Here is a 19,160-nt window from a genome sequence, read left to right on the forward strand (position 1 = left end):
GGGCCCGTGAAGCCATCCGCATCATCGAGGCGGATTTCCAGCGCAGCGCCGACACCCACCTGATCCCTTTGCCGTTGCCGGGTTTTGCGGGCATCGAGTTGTATTTCAAGGATGAGTCGAGCCATCCGACCGGCAGCCTCAAACATCGGCTGGCGCGTTCGCTGTTTCTCTACGCGCTGTGTAACGGCTGGCTGAAGCCCGGTGCGCCGGTGATCGAGGCGTCCAGCGGTTCCACGGCGATTTCTGAGGCGTATTTCGCACGCATGCTCGGTTTGCCGTTCATTGCGGTGATGCCGGCGACCACGTCGAAGGAGAAGATCGCGCAGATTGCCTTCTATGGTGGGCAAAGCCACCTGGTGAAAGATCCGACGCAGATCTACGCCGAATCCGAGCGCCTGGCCCGTGAGCATGGCGGTCATTTCATCGACCAGTTCACCTACGCCGAGCGCGCTACCGACTGGCGCGCGAACAACAACATCGCCGAGTCGATCTTCCAGCAGATGCGCTACGAAAAGCACCCGGAACCGAGCTGGCTGATTTCCAGCCCCGGCACCGGCGGCACCACCGCGACTCTTGGCCGATACGTGCGCTATCGCCAGCACTGCACCCGCGTTCTGTGCGCGGATGCCGAGCGTTCGGTGTTCTTCGATTTCTACCAGACTGGCGACGCAAGCCTGCGCCTCGATTGCGGTTCGCGAATTGAAGGCATTGGCCGACCACGGGTCGAAGCGTCGTTCCTGCCAAAGGTGATCGATGCAATGGTCAAAGTGCCGGACGCCTTGTCACTCGCCGCCATGCATTATCTAGCGCAGCGTCTTGGGCGGCATGTTGGCGGGTCGAGCGGGACCAATCTGATCGGCGCCTTGATGGCGGCGCAACAGATGAAAGTGGCGGGGGAGTCGGGATCGATCGTGGCGATTCTGTGCGATGGCGGCGAGCGGTATGCCGACACCTATTACGATCCGGAATGGCTGAAGGCGCAGGGGTATGAGTTGGACGCTTTGATCGAGGCAGTTGCAGCAAGCGCAGAGCGCGGCGAGGCGCTGCCGACCAGCGTTTTACGCGCCAACATCTGAAGGCGCTGCGGCACTGAAGAGCCTATGTGGTAGACCTATGTAAGCGAGCCTGCTCGCAATTGCGGATTAACATTCACCAGATATGCTGGCTGATCGTATGCAATCGCGAGCAGGCTCGCTCCCACAGGTTTTTCCACAAGCTTTTGTAGTGGCTTAGAACATCAGGCCTCGAGGCCGAGTATGTCGCGAGCCACTGCTTCGGCGATCCGGATCCCGTCCACACCTGCCGAGAGAATCCCGCCCGCATAACCGGCGCCTTCACCCGCCGGGAACAGACCCTTGACGTTGAGGCTCTGCATCGACTCGTCGCGGGTAATGCGCAGCGGCGAGGACGTGCGGGTTTCGATCCCGGTCAGCACCGCGTCGTGCAGCGAGTAGCCGCGAATCTGTTTTTCGAAGGCAGGCAGTGCTTCACGAATCGCTTCGATGGCAAACGCCGGCAGCGCCAGGGCCAGGTCCCCCAAGGCGACTCCGGGTTTATAGGACGGCTCGACACTCCCCAGTGCGGTGGACGGCTTGCCGGCAATGAAGTCCCCGACCAGTTGCGCCGGGGCTTCGTAGTTGCTGCCCCCAGCACGAAAGCGTGGGACTCCAGGCGTTCCTGCAGCTCGATCCCGGCCAGTGGGCCGCCCGGATAATCGACTTCCGGAGTAATACCGACAACGATGCCGGAGTTGGCATTACGCTCGTTACGCGAGTACTGGCTCATGCCGTTGGTGACGACGCGGTTCGGCTCCGAAGTTGCCGCGACCACGGTACCGCCCGGGCACATGCAGAAGCTGTAGACCGAACGGCCGTTCTTGGCGTGGTGCACCAGTTTGTAGTCGGCGGCGCCCAACTTCGGGTGACCGGCGTATTTGCCCAGTCGTGCACGGTCGATCAGCGACTGCGGGTGCTCGATGCGGAAACCCACCGAGAACGGCTTGGCTTCCATGAACACGCCACGGCCATGGAGCATGCGGAAGGTGTCGCGGGCACTGTGGCCGAGGGCCAGAACCACGTGTTTCGAATGCAGGGTTTCACCGCTGGCCAGTTCAACGCCGACCAGTTGGCCGTCTTCGATCAGTACGTCGGTGACGCGCTCCTGGAAGCGCACTTCGCCGCCCAGTTCGCGGATCTGCTCGCGCATGTTTTCAACCATGCCGGTCAGACGGAACGTACCGATGTGCGGCTTGCTGACGTAGAGGATTTCTTCCGGCGCGCCGGCCTTGACGAACTCGTGCAGGACTTTGCGGCCAAGGAACTTCGGATCCTTGATCTGGCTGTACAGCTTGCCGTCGGAGAACGTCCCCGCGCCGCCTTCGCCGAACTGTACGTTGGACTCGGGGTTAAGCACGCTTTTACGCCACAGGCCCCAAGTGTCCTTGGTGCGCTGACGGACTTCGGTACCGCGTTCGAGGACGATCGGCTTGAAGCCCATTTGTGCCAGCAGCAGACCTGCGAAGATCCCGCACGGGCCGAAACCGACGACAATCGGGCGCTGGCTCAGGTCGCTTGGCGCCTGGCCGACAAATTTATAGCTGACATCCGGCGCCACGTTGACGTTACGGTCGTCGGCGAACTTGCCCAGCACCTTGGCCTCGTCGCGTACGTTGAGGTCGATGGTGTAGATGAAGCAGAGTTCGGAGGACTTTTTGCGCGCATCGTAGCTGCGCTTGAACAAGGTGAAATCGAGCAAATCATCGCTGGCGATGCCCAGGCGCTGCACGATGGCAGGGCGCAGGTCTTCTTCGGGATGGTCGATTGGCAGCTTGAGTTCAGTGATTCGTAACATGGCGAGGATCCGGGTTCGCGGGGCGCACAACTGCGCCAAGGCGTTTGAAGGCCGCGATTATAAGCCGCAAAGCCCGGATTCGGTGAGGGCTAAAACGCTCAGTCGTTGCGTGATCCGCCGAAATACCCGCAGCCACGTTGCACCTGGCCGTCGATGCGCAGTTCGGCGCTCATGTGCTGCACGCTGCCGGTGCTGCTGTCGACGCAGCGCTGCGGCGCGACCCATAGCTCGATGCGCTGGTTGTTGGCTTCGCTGCTGAGGTTGAAGCGCCCGTCGCCCAATTGTTCTTCAACATACGGCACGGCGAGTGGCGGCAGGCCTTCGCGGTCGATGACCATGCCTTTGCCGCTGACTTTGACGTTCCACTCCGGGCCATGGCCGGCGGCACGCAGGATCAGCAGTTTGAAATTCGGATCGTCGCACGCCGTGCCCGAGCGTTCAACGCGGTACAACTGCTGCAGGTCGAGGCGGTTGCCGTCGATGCGCCCGCGCACGTCGGCAAACAACTTGCCCTGATTGTCTGCCAGGGTCGCAGCCTCCTGCAGCACGCTGGTGCCACCGGTGTCGTTGACCACAAAACTGCTCGATTGATTGCACGGCTGGAACACCAGCTTGCCATCCGCCGCCGTCAACTGTCCCTGCATGCGGGTCTGGCCCACGTGGGAGGCGCTTTGCCGCGGACCATCGAACAACTGGCACGCGGCAAACAATGGAAGCAAGGCAACGAGGACAAGGGAACGGGCAACACGCATCTTTGGTTCTCCAGACAAGTGCCGCCACGTTACGCAGCCTGACCGCTCATCACAACCCCGGCGATGCAGTGGCCTCCCCCTGGCTCCCACTGCCTGAACCTGGATCAACCTGGATCAACTGTGGGAGCAAAGCTTGCTGGCGATAGCGATCTCAAGGGCGCCATCGCGGGCAAGCCTTGCTCCCAAAGATCACCGGCAAGGCCCCACAGATCACTGGCAAGCCTCCCACAGACTGTCTCAGGCGCTCAGCCCACGTGAAAAGTCCGACCCGTCTGCAAGCCTTCTACGCTTTTGGCGTAAGCCAAAGCCACATCGGCCGCAGGAACCGGTTTGTACCCGCGGAAGTACGGCGCATAACTGCCCATCGCCTCCAACAGCACGGTCGGGCTGATGGAGTTCACGCGTAACCCGCGAGGCAATTCGATAGCCGCCGCGCGCACGAAGCTGTCCAGCGCGCCGTTGACCAGTGCCGCCGATGCGCCGCTGCGGATCGGATCGTGGCTGAGTACGCCGGTGGTGAAGGTGAATGAGGCGCCATCGTTGGCGAACTCACGGCCGATCAGCAGCAGGTTGACCTGACCCATCAATTTGTCTTTCAGGCCGAGGGCGAAGCTGTCGGCGTTCATCTCTCCCAGCGGGGCAAAGGTCACGTTACCGGCGGCGCAGACCAGTGCGTCGAACTTGCCGGTCTGCTCGAACAGCTTGCGGATGGATGCGCTGTCACTGATATCCACATGGAAATCGCCGCTGTTGCGACCAATGCGAATGACTTCGTGGCGTTGCGAGAGCTCTTTGTCTACGGCCGAACCGATGGTGCCGCCCGCGCCTATCAACAGAATTTTCATCGTGCAGTGCCTCAAGTGTTTGAACGAGGTTTCAGTCTAGAGTGGTTTTTTCTGCAGATAAGCGTGCTAATGGGCAACCTTTGGTTTTCAAATGGAAACAATCCATGAGCGAAATGGATGATCTCGCAGCGTTTGCCGTGTTGATTGAAGCCGGAAACTTTACCCTGGCCGCGCAGCAATTGGGCTGTAGCAAGGGCCAGTTGTCCAAGCGCATCAGCCATCTGGAGACACAGTTTGCCGTGGTGTTGCTGCATCGCACGACTCGCCGGTTGAGCCTGACCGCCGCGGGCGCTGCGCTGTTGCCGCAGGCGCAGGCGCTTGTCGTCCAGGTCGAAAGAGCGCGTCAGGCCTTGGCGCGACTGAAAGACGACATGGCCGGTCCCGTGCGTATGACGGTTCCGGTTTCGCTGGGGGAAACCTTCTTCGATGGTCTGCTGCTGGAGTTCTCGCAGCAGTATCCCGAGGTGCAGATCGAGCTGGAGCTGAACAACAGCTACCGCGATCTGTCCCGGGACGGCTTCGATCTGGCGATTCGCAGCGAAGTGGCGAATGACGAGCGACTGGTGGCCAAACCGCTGCTGGCCTGGCAGGAAATGACCTGCGCCAGCCCTGTGTACCTTGAACACTATGGTGAGCCCGCAACACCACAGGCACTGGCAGAGCACCGCTGCCTGCTCAATAGCCATTACAGCGGTCGCGAAGAATGGCTCTATCACCAGCAGCACGAGTTGCTGCGGGTGCGAGTGATGGGACCGTTCGCCAGTAATCATTACAGCCTGCTGAAGAAAGCGGCGCTGGCGGGTGCGGGGATTGCGCGGTTGCCGTCGTATTTATTGCAAACGGAGTTGGCCGACGGGCGCTTGCGCTGGTTGTTGCGTGACTATCAGACCCGCAGGATGCCCATGTATCTGGTGCATCCATACCAGGGCGGTTTGCCGAAACGCACGCAGGTGCTGGCGGACTATCTGATGGGGTGGTTCAAGCGCAGTGGTGAGGCGTTGGACAAGCTTTGAGGCATCGCATATAACCACGTAGGAGCTGCCTCCGGCAGCTCCTACAGGGTACTGTGCCTAGCCGCCGAGGTACGCCTCACGTACTTTCGGGTCGGTCAGCAGCGCTTCACCGGTGCCTTGCATGACCACGCGGCCGTTCTCCAGAACGTACGCGCGGTCGGCGATTTTCAGCGCCTGGTTGGCGTTCTGCTCCACCAGGAACACCGTTACACCGTCCTTGCGCAGTTGTTCGATGATGTCGAAGATCTGCTGGATGATGATCGGTGCCAGGCCCAGCGACGGCTCGTCGAGCAGCAGCAGCTTGGGCTTGCTCATCAGCGCACGGCCGATGGCGAGCATTTGCTGTTCGCCGCCGGACATGGTGCCGCCGCGCTGGTTGAAGCGTTCTTTCAGGCGTGGGAAAAGTCCGAGAACCTTGTCCATCTGTTCCTGATAGTCGCCCTTGTCGGTGAAGAAGCCGCCCATGGAGAGGTTTTCTTCAACGGTCAGACGCGCGAACACCCGACGACCTTCCGGCACCACGGCGATGCTTTTACGCATGATCTGCGACGAGTCCTGACCGACCAGTTCCTCACCCATGTAACGGATGCTGCCGCTGTGCGCTTGCGGCGAACCGCACAGCGTCATCAGCAGCGTCGACTTGCCGGCACCGTTGGCGCCGATCAGGGTGACGATCTCGCCCTGACGGACTTCGACGTTGACGCTGTGCAGCGCCTGGATCTTGCCGTAGAAGGTGGAAACGTTTTCGAACTGCAGCATTTACGCTTCCCCCAGGTAGGCTTTGATCACTTCAGGATTGTCGCGGATCTGTTCCGGCGTGCCGTCGGCCAGAGGCGTGCCCTGGTTGATCACGACGATGTGGTCGGAAATGCTCATGACCAGTTTCATGTCGTGTTCGATCAGCAGCACCGTCACGTTGTGCTCTTCACGCAGCACGCTGATCAGCGCCTTGAGGTCTTCGGTTTCCTTCGGGTTCAGGCCGGCGGCTGGTTCGTCGAGCATGAGGATCCGCGGACGAGTCATCATGCAGCGAGCGATTTCCAGACGTCGTTGCTGACCGTAAGCCAGGGTGCCGGCGGTGCGGTTAGCGAACTCTTTGAGGTTGACCTTTTCCAGCCAGTACTCGGCAAACTCCATCGCCTCGCGCTCGCTTTTGCGGAACGACGGGGTCTTGAACAGGCCGGCCAGGAAGTTGGTGTTCAGGTGACGGTGCTGCGCGATCAACAGGTTCTCGACCGCCGTCATGTCCTTGAACAACCGTACGTTCTGGAAGGTCCGCACCACGCCTTTGAGGGCGATCTTGTGGCCCGGCAGGCCTTGAATCGGCTCGCCGTCGAGCAGGATGCTGCCGCCGGACGGCTTGTAGAAACCGGTCAGGCAGTTGAACACGGTGGTCTTGCCCGCGCCGTTCGGCCCGATCAAGGCAACCACCTGTTTTTCCTTCACGGTCAGGGCCACGCCGTTGACCGCCAGCAAGCCGCCGAAGCGCATGCTGAGGTTTTCAACTTTCAAGATCTCGCGGCTCATTTTCGCAACTCCATGTGTGGGCGTTGCATCGGCAGCAGACCTTGTGGACGCCAGATCATCATCAACACCATCAGCGCACCGAACATCAACATGCGGTATTCACTGAACTCACGCATCATTTCCGGCAACAGGATCATCACCACGGCCGCGAGAATCACGCCCAGTTGCGAGCCCATGCCACCCAACACAACGATGGCGAGAATGATCGCCGACTCGATGAAGGTGAACGATTCCGGGGTCACCAGACCTTGACGGGCAGCGAAGAAGCTACCGGCGAAACCGGCGAAGCTCGCACCCAGGGTGAAAGCCGACAGCTTGATGATCGTCGGGTTGAGACCCAGCGCACGGCAGGCGATTTCGTCTTCACGCAGCGCTTCCCACGCACGGCCGATCGGCATGCGCAGCAAACGGTTGATGATGAACAGCGCCGCCAGCGCCAGCAACAGGGCAACCAGGTAAAGGAAAATCACCTTGTTGATCGAGTTGTATTGCAGGCCGAAATACTCGTGGAAGGTTTGCATGCCTTCCGCGGCTTTACGTTCGAAGGTCAGGCCGAAGAACGTTGGTTTCTCGATGTTGCTGATGCCGTTCGGGCCGCCGGTGATGTCGGTCAGGTTACGCAGGAACAGACGAATGATTTCGCCGAAACCCAACGTCACGATCGCCAGATAGTCGCCGCGCAGACGCAATACCGGGAAGCCCAGCAGGAAGCCGAACGTCGCCGCCATCAGGCCGGCAATCGGCAGGCAGATCCAGAAGCTCAGACCGTAGTAGTGCGACAACAGCGCGTAGCTGTAGGCGCCGACGGCGTAGAAACCGACGTAACCGAGGTCGAGCAGACCGGCCAGACCGACGACGATGTTCAGGCCGAGGCCGAGCATCACGTAGATCAGGATCAGCGTCGCGATGTCCACCGCGCCACGCGAACCGAAGAACGGCCACACCAGTGCACCGATGATCAGCGCAATGATGAAGTAGCGTTGCGTGGTCGGCAGGGTCAGGAAGTTGCTGGCCTTGGCCGGGATCAACGGCAGGCCCGGCGAGGAATTCCACGCCTTGCTGATCTGCTGGTTGAACAGCACCCGCAAGAACATCAGCACCGAGCAGATGGCGATGATTGCAAGGGTCATGTTGCTGGTGCCGTGGACTTCCAGGTTGATGCCGACGATGGTCAGTTTGAGGCCGAGCACCGGATACGCAACTGCCCAAACCAAGAGCGCACTGAACAGTGCCTGTTTAAGATTCCTAGTCATACTTTCTCAACCTCCGGACGGCCCAGAATGCCGGTCGGACGGAACAACAGCACCAGAACCAACAAGCCGAAAGCCACGACGTCCTTGTACTGGTCGCCGAAGATATCGGCGCCAAACGCTTCCGCCACCCCAAGCACCAACCCGCCGAGCATGGCGCCGGGGATGCTGCCGATGCCGCCGAGTACTGCCGCGGTGAAGGCTTTGAGGCCGACGAGGAAACCGGCGTTCGGGTTGATCACGCCATATTGCATGCTCAGCAGCACGGCCGCGATGGCCGCCAGCGCAGCACCAATGACGAAGGTCAGGGCGATGATGTTGTTGGTGTTGATGCCGAGCAGGTTAGCCATCTTGATGTCTTCGGCGCAGGCGCGGCAGGCGCGACCCAGGCGAGAACGGGAGATGAACAGCGTCAGGCCGAGCATGGCGATCAGGGTCACCACGAACACGACGATCTGCATGTACGAAATCAGCACTTCATGTGCACCACCTGGCCCGAATGAGAGATTCCCGGGGATCAGGTTGGGGATGGATTTGTCCTTGGAGTCTTGCGACAGCAGAACGGTGTTCTGCAGGAAGATCGACATGCCGATGGCCGAGATCAGCGGAATCAGACGGTTGCTGCCACGCAATGGGCGATAGGCAATCCGTTCGATGCTGTAACCGTAGGCACTGCAGACGACGATGCTCGCGATGAAACCGGCAGTCATCAGCAGCGGGACGCTGTCGAGTCCCATCATGGCCAGGCCTGCGATGGCGATGAACGCCACGTAGGAGCCAATCATGTACACCTCGCCGTGGGCGAAGTTGATCATTCCAATGATGCCGTAAACCATCGTATAGCCGATGGCGATCAGGGCATACGTGCTGCCAATGGTCAGGCCATTAACCAGCTGCTGGAAGAAGTGATAGAGGTCAGGCATTACAACGCTCCTAAAAACCTGATACGCATTTCACTGGTGGAGTCATTTTCCCGCCCGGCCCCGTGGATCTATATCCACTTCGAATCCGGGTTTTGCCAGCGAACCGCTGATGACGGTTTTGAGATTTTCAGGTGGGGAGACTTGCGGATCACGCAAGCGCGGCCCATACATTCGTAAAACAAAGCCCACGGCACGCCGTGGGCTTTATTGGCAGTCAGTCAGGCAGCGCCTTACTGAGGCGAAACTTCAGTTTTTGGTTTGCCGAAGTGCCACTCGTAAACCACAAATTTGAAGTCCTTCAGGTCGCCCTTGGCGTCGAAGCTCAGGTCGCCAGTCGGGGTTTTGAAGGTGCCGGCGTGAATGGCCTCGGCTACTTTGGCCGGGTCTTCGGATTTCGCTGCGGCGATACCGCCGGCGATCACTTCAACTGCCGAGTAGGACGGGAACACGAAAGGACCGCTCGGGTCTTCTTTCTTCGCCTTGAATGCATCAGCCAGGGCGACGTTGGCCGGATCCTGGTCGAAGGATTTCGGCAGGGTCACCAGCAGACCTTCGGAAGCGTCTTTGGCGATCTGCGAAATGGAGTCGTTACCCACGCCTTCCGGACCCATGAACTTGGCTTTCAGGCCTTTTTCAGCAGACTGACGCAGGATCAGGCCCAGCTCTGGGTGGTAGCCGCCGTAGTAAACGAAGTCGACGTTGGCTTGCTTGAGTTTGGCGATGATCGAGGAGAAGTCCTTGTCGCCGGCGTTGACGCCTTCGAACACGGCAACTTTCACGCCTTTCTTTTCAAGGGTCGATTTGACGGCGGTGGCGATGCCTTCACCGTATTGCTGTTTGTCGTGCAATACCGCAACGATTTTCGGTTTCACGTGATCGGCAATGTAGTTACCGGCGGCAGGGCCCTGGGCGCTGTCCAGACCGATGGTGCGGAAGACCATTTTGTAACCACGGGCGGTGATGTCCGGGCTGGTGGCAGCCGGGGTGATCATGATCACGCCTTCGTCTTCGTAGATGTCCGAAGCCGGTTGAGTGGAGCTGGAGCACAGGTGACCGACCACGAACTTGACGCCGTCGTTGACGACCTTGTTCGCTACCGCTACCGCTTGTTTCGGATCGCAGGCATCGTCGTATTCAACGGCTTCGAGTTTCTTGCCGTCGACGCCGCCCTTGGCGTTGATCTGCTCGATGGCCATTTTCGCGCCACTGAACTGCATGTCGCCGTATTGGGCTACTGGACCGGTCTTAGGGCCGGCGATACCGATTTTGATGGTGTCAGCTGCGAACGAATGGCTGGCAACCCCGGCCAGAACCATAGCGGCAAACAGTTTGGAAATCTGCTTAGTAGCCTTAGTCATAGTGCTCCACTCTTACTGTTGTAATTTTTTTGAGTTCTGGCGCCGTAGCAGCAGAACCGGGTCAGATATCTTTGCGATACCCTCCGGAAATGCCCCCGGCAACTGTACCGGTACAGTGTAGAGCGCCGGTTGTTGGCCTGGGAAGCGGGCGCCGAGGGGCAAAACTTGGGGGTGTCGCATTTTTGAATGAAAAAGACAGAATTGCGGCGGGGCGTTCGTGGGCATATATCCCAATCAGCAGCATTCCTTGGCGTTCCTGCTCTTTTCGTTCGGTGAAGCCATTTGCAACCGGGTTTTTCTGACGGACCACCGACGTTATCATTCGCGTCGATTTCTTTTCCGGACAGTTCCCATGAATCAACAACCTAGCACCCTCTATGCCAAGCTGCTCGGCGAGACCGCATCTATTACCTGGAAAGAGCTGGAGCCGTTCTTCGCCAAGGGTGCCCTATTGTGGGTCGACCCAGGCTCTGGATTTGATCGCCGCGGCCGAGGCGGTGGCGGTTGACGAAGGTGAGAAAGTGGCTGCCTGGCTGGCCGACGACAAACTCGCCAAGCTCTCTGAATCGCGGGCGCTGGATCTTTTCGAGCGAGATCCAGAGCTGTGGGCCGTGGTGGTTTCGCCGTGGATTCTGATCCAGGAAAGGGCGGGCGAATAAACCTCTGCGCTTTATTGGTGCGTGAGCTGCTTGCTGGAAAGTGTGTAGGCCCGTAGCGTGATGGCATGTTGCCGTGGAGAAAGGCCACATCGAACGCGTGGAGAGGGTGACGCGCACGTAACGGGAACAGTTGGCTGACCCGCCATTGGTCGATTTAATTGTTTCCAGATGTTGGCCCGGTTCGAGCACACCAGGCTTTTTACCGCTGTTCAATTGGAGGAACCACTCGTGGCAACTTTACCTTCCCTGGGATTTGCCGGTATCGGCCTGATGGGCTTGCCGATGTGCCGACGATTGATGGCGGCGGGCTTTGCGTTGACTGTGTGGAATCGCAATCCGGACAAGTGCTTGCCGCTGGTCGAGGCCGGGGCGCGACAGGTTTCGACGCCGGCCGAGCTGTGTGCGCACGCGGACGTGGTCATGCTTTGCCTGGCGGATACTGCAGTGGTGCGTGAAGTAGTGTTTGGCGCCGGTGGCGTGGCTGAAGGTGCAAAAAACGGCCAGTTGCTGGTGGACTTTTCCAGCCTCGAACCGACCGCCACTCGCGAGATGGCCGCTGAACTGGCAGAAAAAACCGGCATGGCCTGGCTCGACTCACCCGTGTCCGGCGGCGTGGTCGGCGCCGAGGCCGGCAGTCTGGCGATCATGGTCGGCGGGGCGGCGGCGGATCTTGAGCGGGTCAGGACTGCATTGCTGAGCATCGGCCAGCGGGTGACCCACATGGGCGGCGTCGGCGCCGGCCAGGTGACCAAGGCCTGCAACCAGATGATTGTCGCCTGCAATGCGCTGGTGATCGCCGAAGTGGTGGCGCTCGCCGAGCAGGCCGGGGTCGATGCGAGTCTGATCGCCGAGGCGTTGGCGGGCGGTTTTGCCGATTCGAAACCGTTGCAGATCCTCGCCCCGCAAATGGCTGAAAGCCGCTTCGAACCGATCAAGTGGCACGTGCGCACGCTGCTCAAGGATCTCGACACCGCAGTGAAATTCTCCCGCGAGCAAGGCTCGGCGACGCCGATCAGCGGATTGGCCGCACAATTGATGCGCCTGCATGGGGCGCAGGGTTTTTTGGCGAAGGATCCAGCGACACTGGTGCAAATGTACCGCGCGCCAGAATCAGCGGATTGACCGTATGGGAGTGTTTGCGCTGATTGATTTCTTCCAGCACCGGGCGCAGTTCGTCCAGCGGCACCGGTCGGCTGAGCAGGTAACCCTGAATGAAATCGCAGCCCGAACGCTCAAGGAACTCGTACTGCTCCAGGCTTTCCACGCCTTCGGTCACCACCTGCAAATGCAGGGTGTGGGCCATGACGATGATTGCCTGGACGATCTCCATGTCCGCCGTGGCTTTGGGAATATCGAGGATGAACGAACGGTCGATCTTCAGCGTGTTTAGCGGCAGGCGTTTGAGGTAAGCCAGCGACGAGTAACCGGTACCGAAGTCGTCGATTGACAGCGACACGCCGAGGGCGCGGATTTGCCGCAACAGCACCAGTGTATTGGCGATGTTGCCCATCAGTGCATTTTCCGTGACTTCCAGTTCCAGCCGTTCCGGGGCTACACCGGCGACCCGCAACGCCTGTTCGATTTCATCGGCGAGTTCCTCGCGCGCCAGGTTCAGCGGTGAACAATTCACCGCGATCCTGAGTGCTTCGCAGCCCTGGCGGGACAATTCACTCAAGTCTTCGCAGGCTTTGCGCAGCACCCAGTTGTCCAGTTCCGCAATCAGGCCGTTGGCTTCGGCGATGGTGATAAACCGCTCTGGCGAGAGCAGGCCATGCACCGGATGCTGCCAGCGCACCAGGGCTTCGAGCTTGCTCACCAGCCCTGTCTTGAGGTCGAAGATCGGTTGGTAATACAGCATCAGTCCGGTGTTCTCGCGCAGGGCGTGACGCAGTTCTTCTTCCAGTTGCAGTTCCAGCGTTGCACGGGTCTTCAGGTTCGCGCTGAAGAAATTCAGGCCGTTGCGGCCATTGCCCTTGGACTGGTAGAGCGCCAGGTCGGCGTTTTTCAACAGTTCTTCGCAGGTGCTGCCATCTTCGGGAAACAGGCTGATGCCAATGCTGGTGGTCATCACCATGCGCCGTCCCGCCAGCTCGATGGGTTCCTTCATTTTCATCATGATGCGCTGGGCCATTTGCCGGGCTTCCTCACGGTCGTGCAACCCAATGAGAATGCAGAACTCATCGCCGCCGAACCTTGCGACCACATCTTCATGACTGCGCACCGAGCTTCTGATGTGCTCGGCGATGACTTTGAGCAGCGCATCACCCGCGTCATGGCCGAGGCTGTCGTTGATGCGTTTGAAGTGATCAATGTCGAGAAACATCACTGCGAGCATGCCGCCTTCGGTGGTTTTCTGACTGAGTTTCTCGGCGAAGATCTGGTTGAAGCCGCGGCGGTTGATCAGGTTGGTCAGCGCATCGTAGTTGGCCACTTGTTGCAGTGACATGCGCGCTTGATCGAGTTGGCTGAGCAGGGCGTTGACCCGCCGCAGGTCGTGTTCCTTGTTTTGTAGTTTCTTGTCGGCCACTGCCGCGCTGATTGCGCTGCCGATGATCAGCAGCGTCATGACGGCCACGGTGAGTCCCAGTTGCAGGTGATCGTTTTCGCCAGGCGGCGTCAGGGCACTGCCTGCAGGCAGCACCATATTGAACGCGGCCATGCCGGTGAAGTGCATGCTGAAGAGACCGGCGCCAAGCACCAGGCTGGCGGTGTATTTCTTCAGTTGATGGGGCAGGCCCATGCCGCCGCGCAACTGCCGGGCGATCAGCAGGGCGGCAAGGCCGGCCAGCATGGCGATTAGCACAGACAGTGTGAACAGCGTCGGCTCGAAGTAAGCGGCGGCTTCGGAGCGCATGGCACCCATGCCGACGTAATGCATGGCGGCGATACCCAGGCCAATGCACACCGAGGCTCTTACGTAACGCCACAGGGTTTGTTGCGCCTGGCTGAGGGTGAGCATCACCAGCCATGAAGCGAGCAGGGCAATCAGCAGGGAGGCGAGGGTAATGGGCAGGGCGTAATGGATCTCGACAGGCGCTTGAAACGCGAGCATGCCAATGAAGTGCATGGCCCAGATTCCACCTGCCAGGCAGGCAGTTCCTGTCAGGCTCCACAGGCACCGTGATTCCGCCTTCTGTGCATGATCCACCCGTTCGGCCATGTCCAGCATGGCAAAGCTGCCAACGCACGCAACCACGTATGCCAGCAGCACTAGAAACGGATTGTGGGTGCAACTCAGGATTACCTGTCCACTGTCTGGTAGGCCGGTAATGAAAGGCAAACCAAGCCATTCCATAGCATTTCCCGTTTGTCGTCATCCTGGCTGCCGCCACTGCTGCAGGCGGGTTGCCTTGGAGTATAGAGCGCACGGCGGAAGCGCAAGCCGTGGTGGCAGTTTGGCGTCAATCGATTTGGAATGAGTATTAGAGCGTTTGGCAATAATCAAATCGCGCGGGCATTGGGCTCTTCATGGCCGCCTATCAGCTTAACGAATGATCACAGACAGCTTCCGACGGGCTGACTAGATTGCAGGTTCCGGGCTCGGATGCGTTGGCAGTGAAGCCCTATAACAATAAAGAGACGGACCCATGCAGAACTCGACCCAAGCGGCGAATGCCTGGCGCATTCTGTTCCTGCTGTTCCTCGCCAACCTGTTCAACTTTTTCGACCGCACCATTCCGGCGATCATCATCGAGCCGATCCGCATGGAATGGCACCTCAGCGACTTTCAGCTAGGTATCGTCGGCACCGCGTTTACCATCGTCTATGCAATCGCCGGCCTGCCCCTTGGGCGAATGGCCGATACCGGTTCACGGGCCAAGTTGATGGGGTGGGGACTGGCGGCCTGGAGCGGGCTGACAGCGGTCAATGGCCTGGTCGGCAGTTTCTGGACGTTTTTGCTCGTGCGCATGGGTGTTGGTATTGGCGAAGCCAGTTATGCACCGGCGGCCAATTCGTTGATCGGCGACCTGTTCCCGGCGCACCGGCGTGCCCGGGCGATGGGTATCTTCATGCTGGGCCTGCCACTGGGTCTGTTGCTGGCTTTCTTCACCATCGGCTGGATGGTCAAGACCTTCGACAGCTGGCGTGCGCCGTTTTTCATTGCCGCAGTGCCGGGCCTGGTTCTGGCGGTGTTCATGTTTTTCATCAAGGAGCCCAAACGCGGTGCCGCGGAAAGCGTGCAGGTGTCCCAGGAGCGCGTCGAGCGGCCAATCCGTCGGGTATTGGCCGTGCCGACGTTCCTGTGGCTGGTGATGGCAGGGTTGTGCTTCAACTTCGCAACTTATGCCTGCAACTCGTTTCTGGTGCCGATGCTGCAGCGCTATTTCCTGATGCCGTTGCAGGAAGCGGCGGTGGCGACCGGGGTGATTGTCGGCGTGACCGGGCTGGTCGGGTTGACCCTGGGTGGCTGGATTGCTGACAAGATTCACCAGCGTGTGGCCAATGGGCGGCTGTTGTTCGCGGCGTTCAGCCTGATCATCTCGACGCTGTGCACGGCGTGGGCGCTGCATGCCGGGCGTATCGAGATCGGACTGTTTGTCGGGGTATTCAGCCTGGGCTGGCTGTTTGCCTACAACTTCTACACCTGCGTCTACACCGCTATCCAGGACGTGGTCGAGCCGCGCTTGCGGGCAACGGCCATGGCGCTGTTTTTTGCCGGCTTGTACCTGCTCGGCGGCGGATTGGGGCCGGTGGTGGTCGGTGGGCTGTCCGATCACTTCGCCCACACGGCGATGCTGGCGGCTGGCGCCGGGCAGATGACCGAAGCGTTCAAGGCGGTAGGCCTGCACGACGCGATGTACCTGATACCGGTGGCGCTGTTTTTCACCATGGTGTTTCTATTCATGGCTTCGCGGTGTTTTGTGCGGGATGCGAAGCGGATGAAGGATGGGTTGGTGGCTGTGGTCGAGCCTGGGGTTTCGGCGGCGACTGCGTAATTGCAATCACGAGCAGGGCATCACCGGCGCGAGCATCGACTTTTGCAGGAGCGAGCTGGCTCGCGAAAAAACTCAACGATAACGCGTGAAGCCTGGTAAACGCGGTGTCTATGAGTTCTTCGCGAGCCAGCTCGCTCCTACAAAAGCGCCAGGGGCTTACCCGCCACCAGCACCCGAATCGCTTCCAGTCGCAACGCAGCCTTGTCCAGCATTGCCAGACCCTGCTCACGCTGTTGGCGCAACGCATCCAGTTCGCTGTCACGCACGGTCGGGTTGACCGCTTGCAACGCGGTCAGGCGCGCCAGTTCTTCGTCGGTGTCGGCCGCCAGACGACGGCGCGCTTCGGCGACGCGCTCGGCGTGACGTGGGGTGATCTTGTCTTCACCGGCGTTGATCCGTGGCGTCAGCTGATCGCGCTGGGCCTGGATGAACTTGTTGGCGCTGGCACGTGGCACGCTTTCCAGCTGATCGTTCAGCGTTTCGAACGAGACGCGAGACGACAGATCGTTGCCGTTGGCATCGAGCAGGCAGCGCAGGGCGGCCGGCGGCAGGTAGCGGCCCAGTTGCAGCGAACGCGGCGCAACCACTTCGCTGACATAAAGCAGTTCCAGCAACACGGTGCCCGGTTTCAGCGCCTTGTTCTTGATCAGCGCGACGGCGGTGTTGCCCATCGAACCGGACAGCACCAGATCCATGCCGCCCTGCACCATCGGGTGTTCCCAGGTGATGAACTGCATGTCTTCGCGCGACAGCGCCTGGTTGCGGTCGTAGGTGATGGTCACGCCTTCGTCGTCACCCAGCGGGAAACTGGCGTCGAGCATCTTCTCGCTTGGCTTGAGGATCAGGGCGTTTTCCGAATGGTCTTCGCTGTCGATACCAAAGGCGTCGAACAGGGTTTCCATGTAGATCGGCAGGGCGAACTGATCGTCTTGCTCAAGAATGTCTTCGACCAGCGCTTCACCTTCGCCAGCGCCGCCGGAGTTGAGCTCCAGCAGACGGTCGCGGCCAGTGTGCAGCTCGGCTTCCAGGCGCTCGCGCTCGGCGCGGGCTTCGTCGATCAGCGCTTGCCACTCGCTGTCATCGGCTTCTTCGAGCAGCGGCAGCAGGCGTGGGCCGAACTGATGCTGCAAGGCGTTACCGGTCGGGCAGGTGTTGAGGAACGCGTTCAGTGCTTCGTGGTACCACTGGAACAGACGCTGTTGCGGGCTGGTTTCCAGGTACGGCACGTGCAGCTCGATGATGTGCTTCTGGCCGATCCGGTCGAGACGACCGATACGCTGCTCAAGCAGATCAGGGTGCGACGGCAGATCGAACAGCACCAGGTGGTGAGCGAACTGGAAGTTGCGACCTTCACTGCCGATTTCCGAGCAGATCAGCACTTGTGCACCAAATTCTTCGTCGGCGAAGTAGGCGGCGGCGCGGTCACGCTCAAGGATGTTCATGCCTTCGTGGAACACCGTGGCCGGGATGCCGGAGCGCACGCGCAGCGCGTCTTCCAGATCCATCGCGGTTTCGGCGTGGGCGCAGATCACCAGCACTTTGGTGCGTTTGAGCATTTTCAGCTGATCGATCAGCCACTCGACGCGTGGGTCGAACTTCCACCAGCGTTCTTCTTCGCTGGCGTCCGGCTGCGCCTGGAAGCTGACTTCCGGGTACAGCTCGGCGTGTTCGCCCAGCGGCAGTTCCAGATATTCGTCGGGGCACGGCAGCGGGTACGGGTGCAGTTTGCGTTCCGGGAACCCCTGCACGGCGGCGCGGGTGTTACGGAACAGCACGCGTCCGGTGCCATGGCGGTCCAGCAGTTCGCGCACGAGGCGGGCACTGGCTTCAGTGTCGCCATCGTTGACCGCGGTCAGCAGCGCTTCGCCTTCGTTGCCGAGGAAGCCGTGAATGGTCTTGTGTGCTTCAGGCGACAGACGGCCCTGGTCCAGCAGCTCCTGAACGGCTTCGGCCACCGGGCGGTAGTTTTCACTCTCGGCGCGGAAGGCGTGCAAGTCGTGGAAACGGTTCGGATCGAGCAGGCGCAGACGTGCGAAGTGGCTGTCTTGGCCAAGTTGTTCCGGGGTGGCGGTGAGCAACAGTACACCTGGAATAGTCTCGGCGAGCTGCTCGACGAGGGTGTATTCAGGGCTGGCTTTTTCTTCGTGCCAGACCAGGTGGTGCGCTTCGTCGACCACCAGCAGGTCCCAACCGGCAGCGAACAGAGCGTCTTGCGCTTTCTCGTCGTCGACCAGCCACTCCAGCGCAACCAGCGCCAGTTGGGTGTCTTCGAACGGGTTGCTGGCATCGCTTTCGATGAAACGTTCTTCGTCGAACAGCGCGACCTGCAGGTTGAAGCGGCGGCGCATCTCCACCAGCCACTGGTGCTGGAGGTTTTCCGGGACGAGGATCAGCACACGATTGGCGCGGCCCGAGAGCAGTTGGCGATGGATCACCAGGCCGGCCTCGATGGTTTTACCCAGGCCCACTTCGTCCGCCAGCAAAACCCGCGGCGCGATGCGGTCGGCAACTTCCCGGGCGATGTGCAACTGGTGCGCGATTGGCTGTGCGCGAACACCGCCGAGGCCCCAGAGCGACGACTGCAACTGACGGCTGGTGTGCTCCAGCGTGTTGTAACGCAGGGAGAACCACGCCAGCGGGTCGATTTGCCCAGCGAACAGACGGTCGCTGGCCAGACGGAACTGAATGAAGTTCGACAGCTGGGTTTCCGGCAGGGTAACGGCTTCGTTCTGGCCGTTGAGACCGTGATAGACCATCAGCCCGTCGACGTCGTCGACTTGCTGCACGGTCATTTTCCAGCCTTCGAAGTGGGTAATGCTGTCACCCGGCGAGAATCGCACGCGAGTGAGGGGCGCATTCCGTAGCGCGTACTGGCGGGTTTCGCCAGTGGCCGGGTAAAGCACGGTCAACAAGCGGCCGTCCTGTGCCAGAACGGTGCCTAAACCAAGCTCTGCTTCGCTGTCACTGATCCAGCGTTGCCCCGGTTGATACTGCTGCGCCATGCTGCCTGACTCCCACCTTGAAAAAGCGGGCTATCTTAACGGAA

General features: G+C 60.2%; 13 protein-coding genes and 2 pseudogenes. 5 read left to right on the forward strand and 10 right to left on the reverse strand.

Translation table 11 applies throughout. The features are described from left to right. Positions 1–1,076 (forward strand): PLP-dependent cysteine synthase family protein (locus JFT80_RS22580; RefSeq protein WP_201149540.1); only part of this gene is annotated, 1,076 nt, incomplete at its 5' end. A gap of 161 nt (positions 1,077–1,237) precedes the next feature. On the opposite strand, the pseudogene JFT80_RS22585 reads toward JFT80_RS22580, so the two are convergent. From JFT80_RS22585 to JFT80_RS22595, 3 genes and pseudogenes are all read right to left on the reverse strand, one after another. Beyond that, a pseudogene (locus JFT80_RS22585) lies at positions 1,238–2,850 on the reverse strand (NAD(P)/FAD-dependent oxidoreductase). Between the two features lie 98 nt (positions 2,851–2,948). Next, positions 2,949–3,602 carry a COG3650 family protein gene (locus tag JFT80_RS22590; protein WP_201149541.1) on the reverse strand — a complete coding sequence of 218 codons (654 nt, stop codon included), beginning with the start codon at positions 3,600–3,602 and terminating at the stop codon, positions 2,949–2,951. 245 nt (positions 3,603–3,847) lie between these two features. Then, positions 3,848–4,447 (reverse strand): short chain dehydrogenase, encoded by a 600-nt coding sequence (locus JFT80_RS22595; protein ID WP_201149542.1) that lies wholly within the window; start codon positions 4,445–4,447, stop codon positions 3,848–3,850. 104 nt (positions 4,448–4,551) lie between these two features. Here JFT80_RS22595 and JFT80_RS22600 point away from each other — a divergent pair, with 104 nt between their 5' ends. Further along, positions 4,552–5,460 (forward strand): LysR family transcriptional regulator, encoded by a 909-nt coding sequence (locus JFT80_RS22600; protein WP_201149543.1) that lies wholly within the window; start codon positions 4,552–4,554, stop codon positions 5,458–5,460. A gap of 57 nt (positions 5,461–5,517) precedes the next feature. Here the strand turns inward: JFT80_RS22600 and JFT80_RS22605 are convergent, their stop codons facing one another. The 5 genes from JFT80_RS22605 to JFT80_RS22625 all read right to left on the reverse strand — a co-directional run bounded on the left by JFT80_RS22605 (position 5,518) and on the right by JFT80_RS22625 (position 10,518). Next, a complete protein-coding gene (locus JFT80_RS22605) occupies positions 5,518–6,219 on the reverse strand; it encodes an ABC transporter ATP-binding protein (protein ID WP_003222380.1) in 702 nt (233 codons plus the stop codon). Further along, positions 6,220–6,987 (reverse strand): high-affinity branched-chain amino acid ABC transporter ATP-binding protein LivG, encoded by a 768-nt coding sequence (gene livG, locus JFT80_RS22610; protein WP_201149544.1) that lies wholly within the window; start codon positions 6,985–6,987, stop codon positions 6,220–6,222. Further along, complete coding sequence (locus tag JFT80_RS22615; RefSeq protein WP_201149545.1) at positions 6,984–8,240, reverse strand: high-affinity branched-chain amino acid ABC transporter permease LivM; 1,257 nt, start codon at positions 8,238–8,240, stop codon at positions 6,984–6,986. Before JFT80_RS22615 ends, livG begins: the two co-directional genes overlap by 4 nt. Next, a complete protein-coding gene (livH, locus tag JFT80_RS22620) occupies positions 8,237–9,160 on the reverse strand; it encodes a high-affinity branched-chain amino acid ABC transporter permease LivH (protein WP_201149546.1) in 924 nt (307 codons plus the stop codon). The genes JFT80_RS22615 and livH overlap by 4 nt, the downstream gene beginning before the upstream one ends. A gap of 230 nt (positions 9,161–9,390) precedes the next feature. Next, positions 9,391–10,518 (reverse strand): branched-chain amino acid ABC transporter substrate-binding protein, encoded by a 1,128-nt coding sequence (locus tag JFT80_RS22625; RefSeq protein WP_201149548.1) that lies wholly within the window; start codon positions 10,516–10,518, stop codon positions 9,391–9,393. A 352-nt stretch (positions 10,519–10,870) separates the two neighbouring features. Between JFT80_RS22625 and JFT80_RS22630 the strand changes: the two are divergent. Then, positions 10,871–11,177, forward strand: a pseudogene (locus tag JFT80_RS22630) (DUF2288 domain-containing protein). A 228-nt stretch (positions 11,178–11,405) separates the two neighbouring features. Then, positions 11,406–12,299: an NAD(P)-dependent oxidoreductase gene (locus JFT80_RS22635; RefSeq protein WP_374091441.1), complete on the forward strand. Its 894-nt coding sequence runs from the start codon at positions 11,406–11,408 to the stop codon at positions 12,297–12,299. Here the strand turns inward: JFT80_RS22635 and JFT80_RS22640 are convergent. After that, entirely contained in the window at positions 12,190–14,472 is a 2,283-nt protein-coding gene (locus tag JFT80_RS22640; protein WP_201149552.1) for a bifunctional diguanylate cyclase/phosphodiesterase, read from the reverse strand. The genes JFT80_RS22635 and JFT80_RS22640 overlap by 110 nt on opposite strands. 292 nt (positions 14,473–14,764) lie before the next feature. Between JFT80_RS22640 and JFT80_RS22645 the strand changes: the two genes are divergently transcribed. Continuing rightward, entirely contained in the window at positions 14,765–16,114 is a 1,350-nt protein-coding gene (locus tag JFT80_RS22645) for an MFS transporter (RefSeq protein ID WP_201149554.1), read from the forward strand. A gap of 137 nt (positions 16,115–16,251) precedes the next feature. On the opposite strand, the gene rapA is transcribed toward JFT80_RS22645, so the two are convergent. Continuing rightward, complete coding sequence (rapA, locus tag JFT80_RS22650) at positions 16,252–19,116, reverse strand: RNA polymerase-associated protein RapA (protein WP_201149556.1); 2,865 nt, start codon at positions 19,114–19,116, stop codon at positions 16,252–16,254. Positions 19,117–19,160 lie beyond the last annotated feature (44 nt).

This window comes from Pseudomonas sp. TH10, from assembly GCF_016651255.1.
Lineage (GTDB): Bacteria > Pseudomonadota > Gammaproteobacteria > Pseudomonadales > Pseudomonadaceae > Aquipseudomonas.

Excerpts from the sequence above, each read along its gene's own strand:
- JFT80_RS22590 (WP_201149541.1), bottom strand. The coding sequence starts at position 3,602 with ATGCGTGTTGCCCGTTCCCTTGTCCTCGTTGCCTTGCTTCCATTGTTT.
- JFT80_RS22595 (WP_201149542.1), bottom strand. The coding sequence starts at position 4,447 with ATGAAAATTCTGTTGATAGGCGCGGGCGGCACCATCGGTTCGGCCGTA.
- JFT80_RS22600 (WP_201149543.1), top strand. The coding sequence starts at position 4,552 with ATGAGCGAAATGGATGATCTCGCAGCGTTTGCCGTGTTGATTGAAGCC.
- JFT80_RS22605 (WP_003222380.1), bottom strand. The coding sequence starts at position 6,219 with ATGCTGCAGTTCGAAAACGTTTCCACCTTCTACGGCAAGATCCAGGCG.
- livG (WP_201149544.1), bottom strand. The coding sequence starts at position 6,987 with ATGAGCCGCGAGATCTTGAAAGTTGAAAACCTCAGCATGCGCTTCGGC.
- JFT80_RS22615 (WP_201149545.1), bottom strand. The coding sequence starts at position 8,240 with ATGACTAGGAATCTTAAACAGGCACTGTTCAGTGCGCTCTTGGTTTGG.
- livH (WP_201149546.1), bottom strand. The coding sequence starts at position 9,160 with ATGCCTGACCTCTATCACTTCTTCCAGCAGCTGGTTAATGGCCTGACC.
- JFT80_RS22625 (WP_201149548.1), bottom strand. The coding sequence starts at position 10,518 with ATGACTAAGGCTACTAAGCAGATTTCCAAACTGTTTGCCGCTATGGTT.
- JFT80_RS22640 (WP_201149552.1), bottom strand. The coding sequence starts at position 14,472 with ATGGAATGGCTTGGTTTGCCTTTCATTACCGGCCTACCAGACAGTGGA.
- JFT80_RS22645 (WP_201149554.1), top strand. The coding sequence starts at position 14,765 with ATGCAGAACTCGACCCAAGCGGCGAATGCCTGGCGCATTCTGTTCCTG.
- rapA (WP_201149556.1), bottom strand. The coding sequence starts at position 19,116 with ATGGCGCAGCAGTATCAACCGGGGCAACGCTGGATCAGTGACAGCGAA.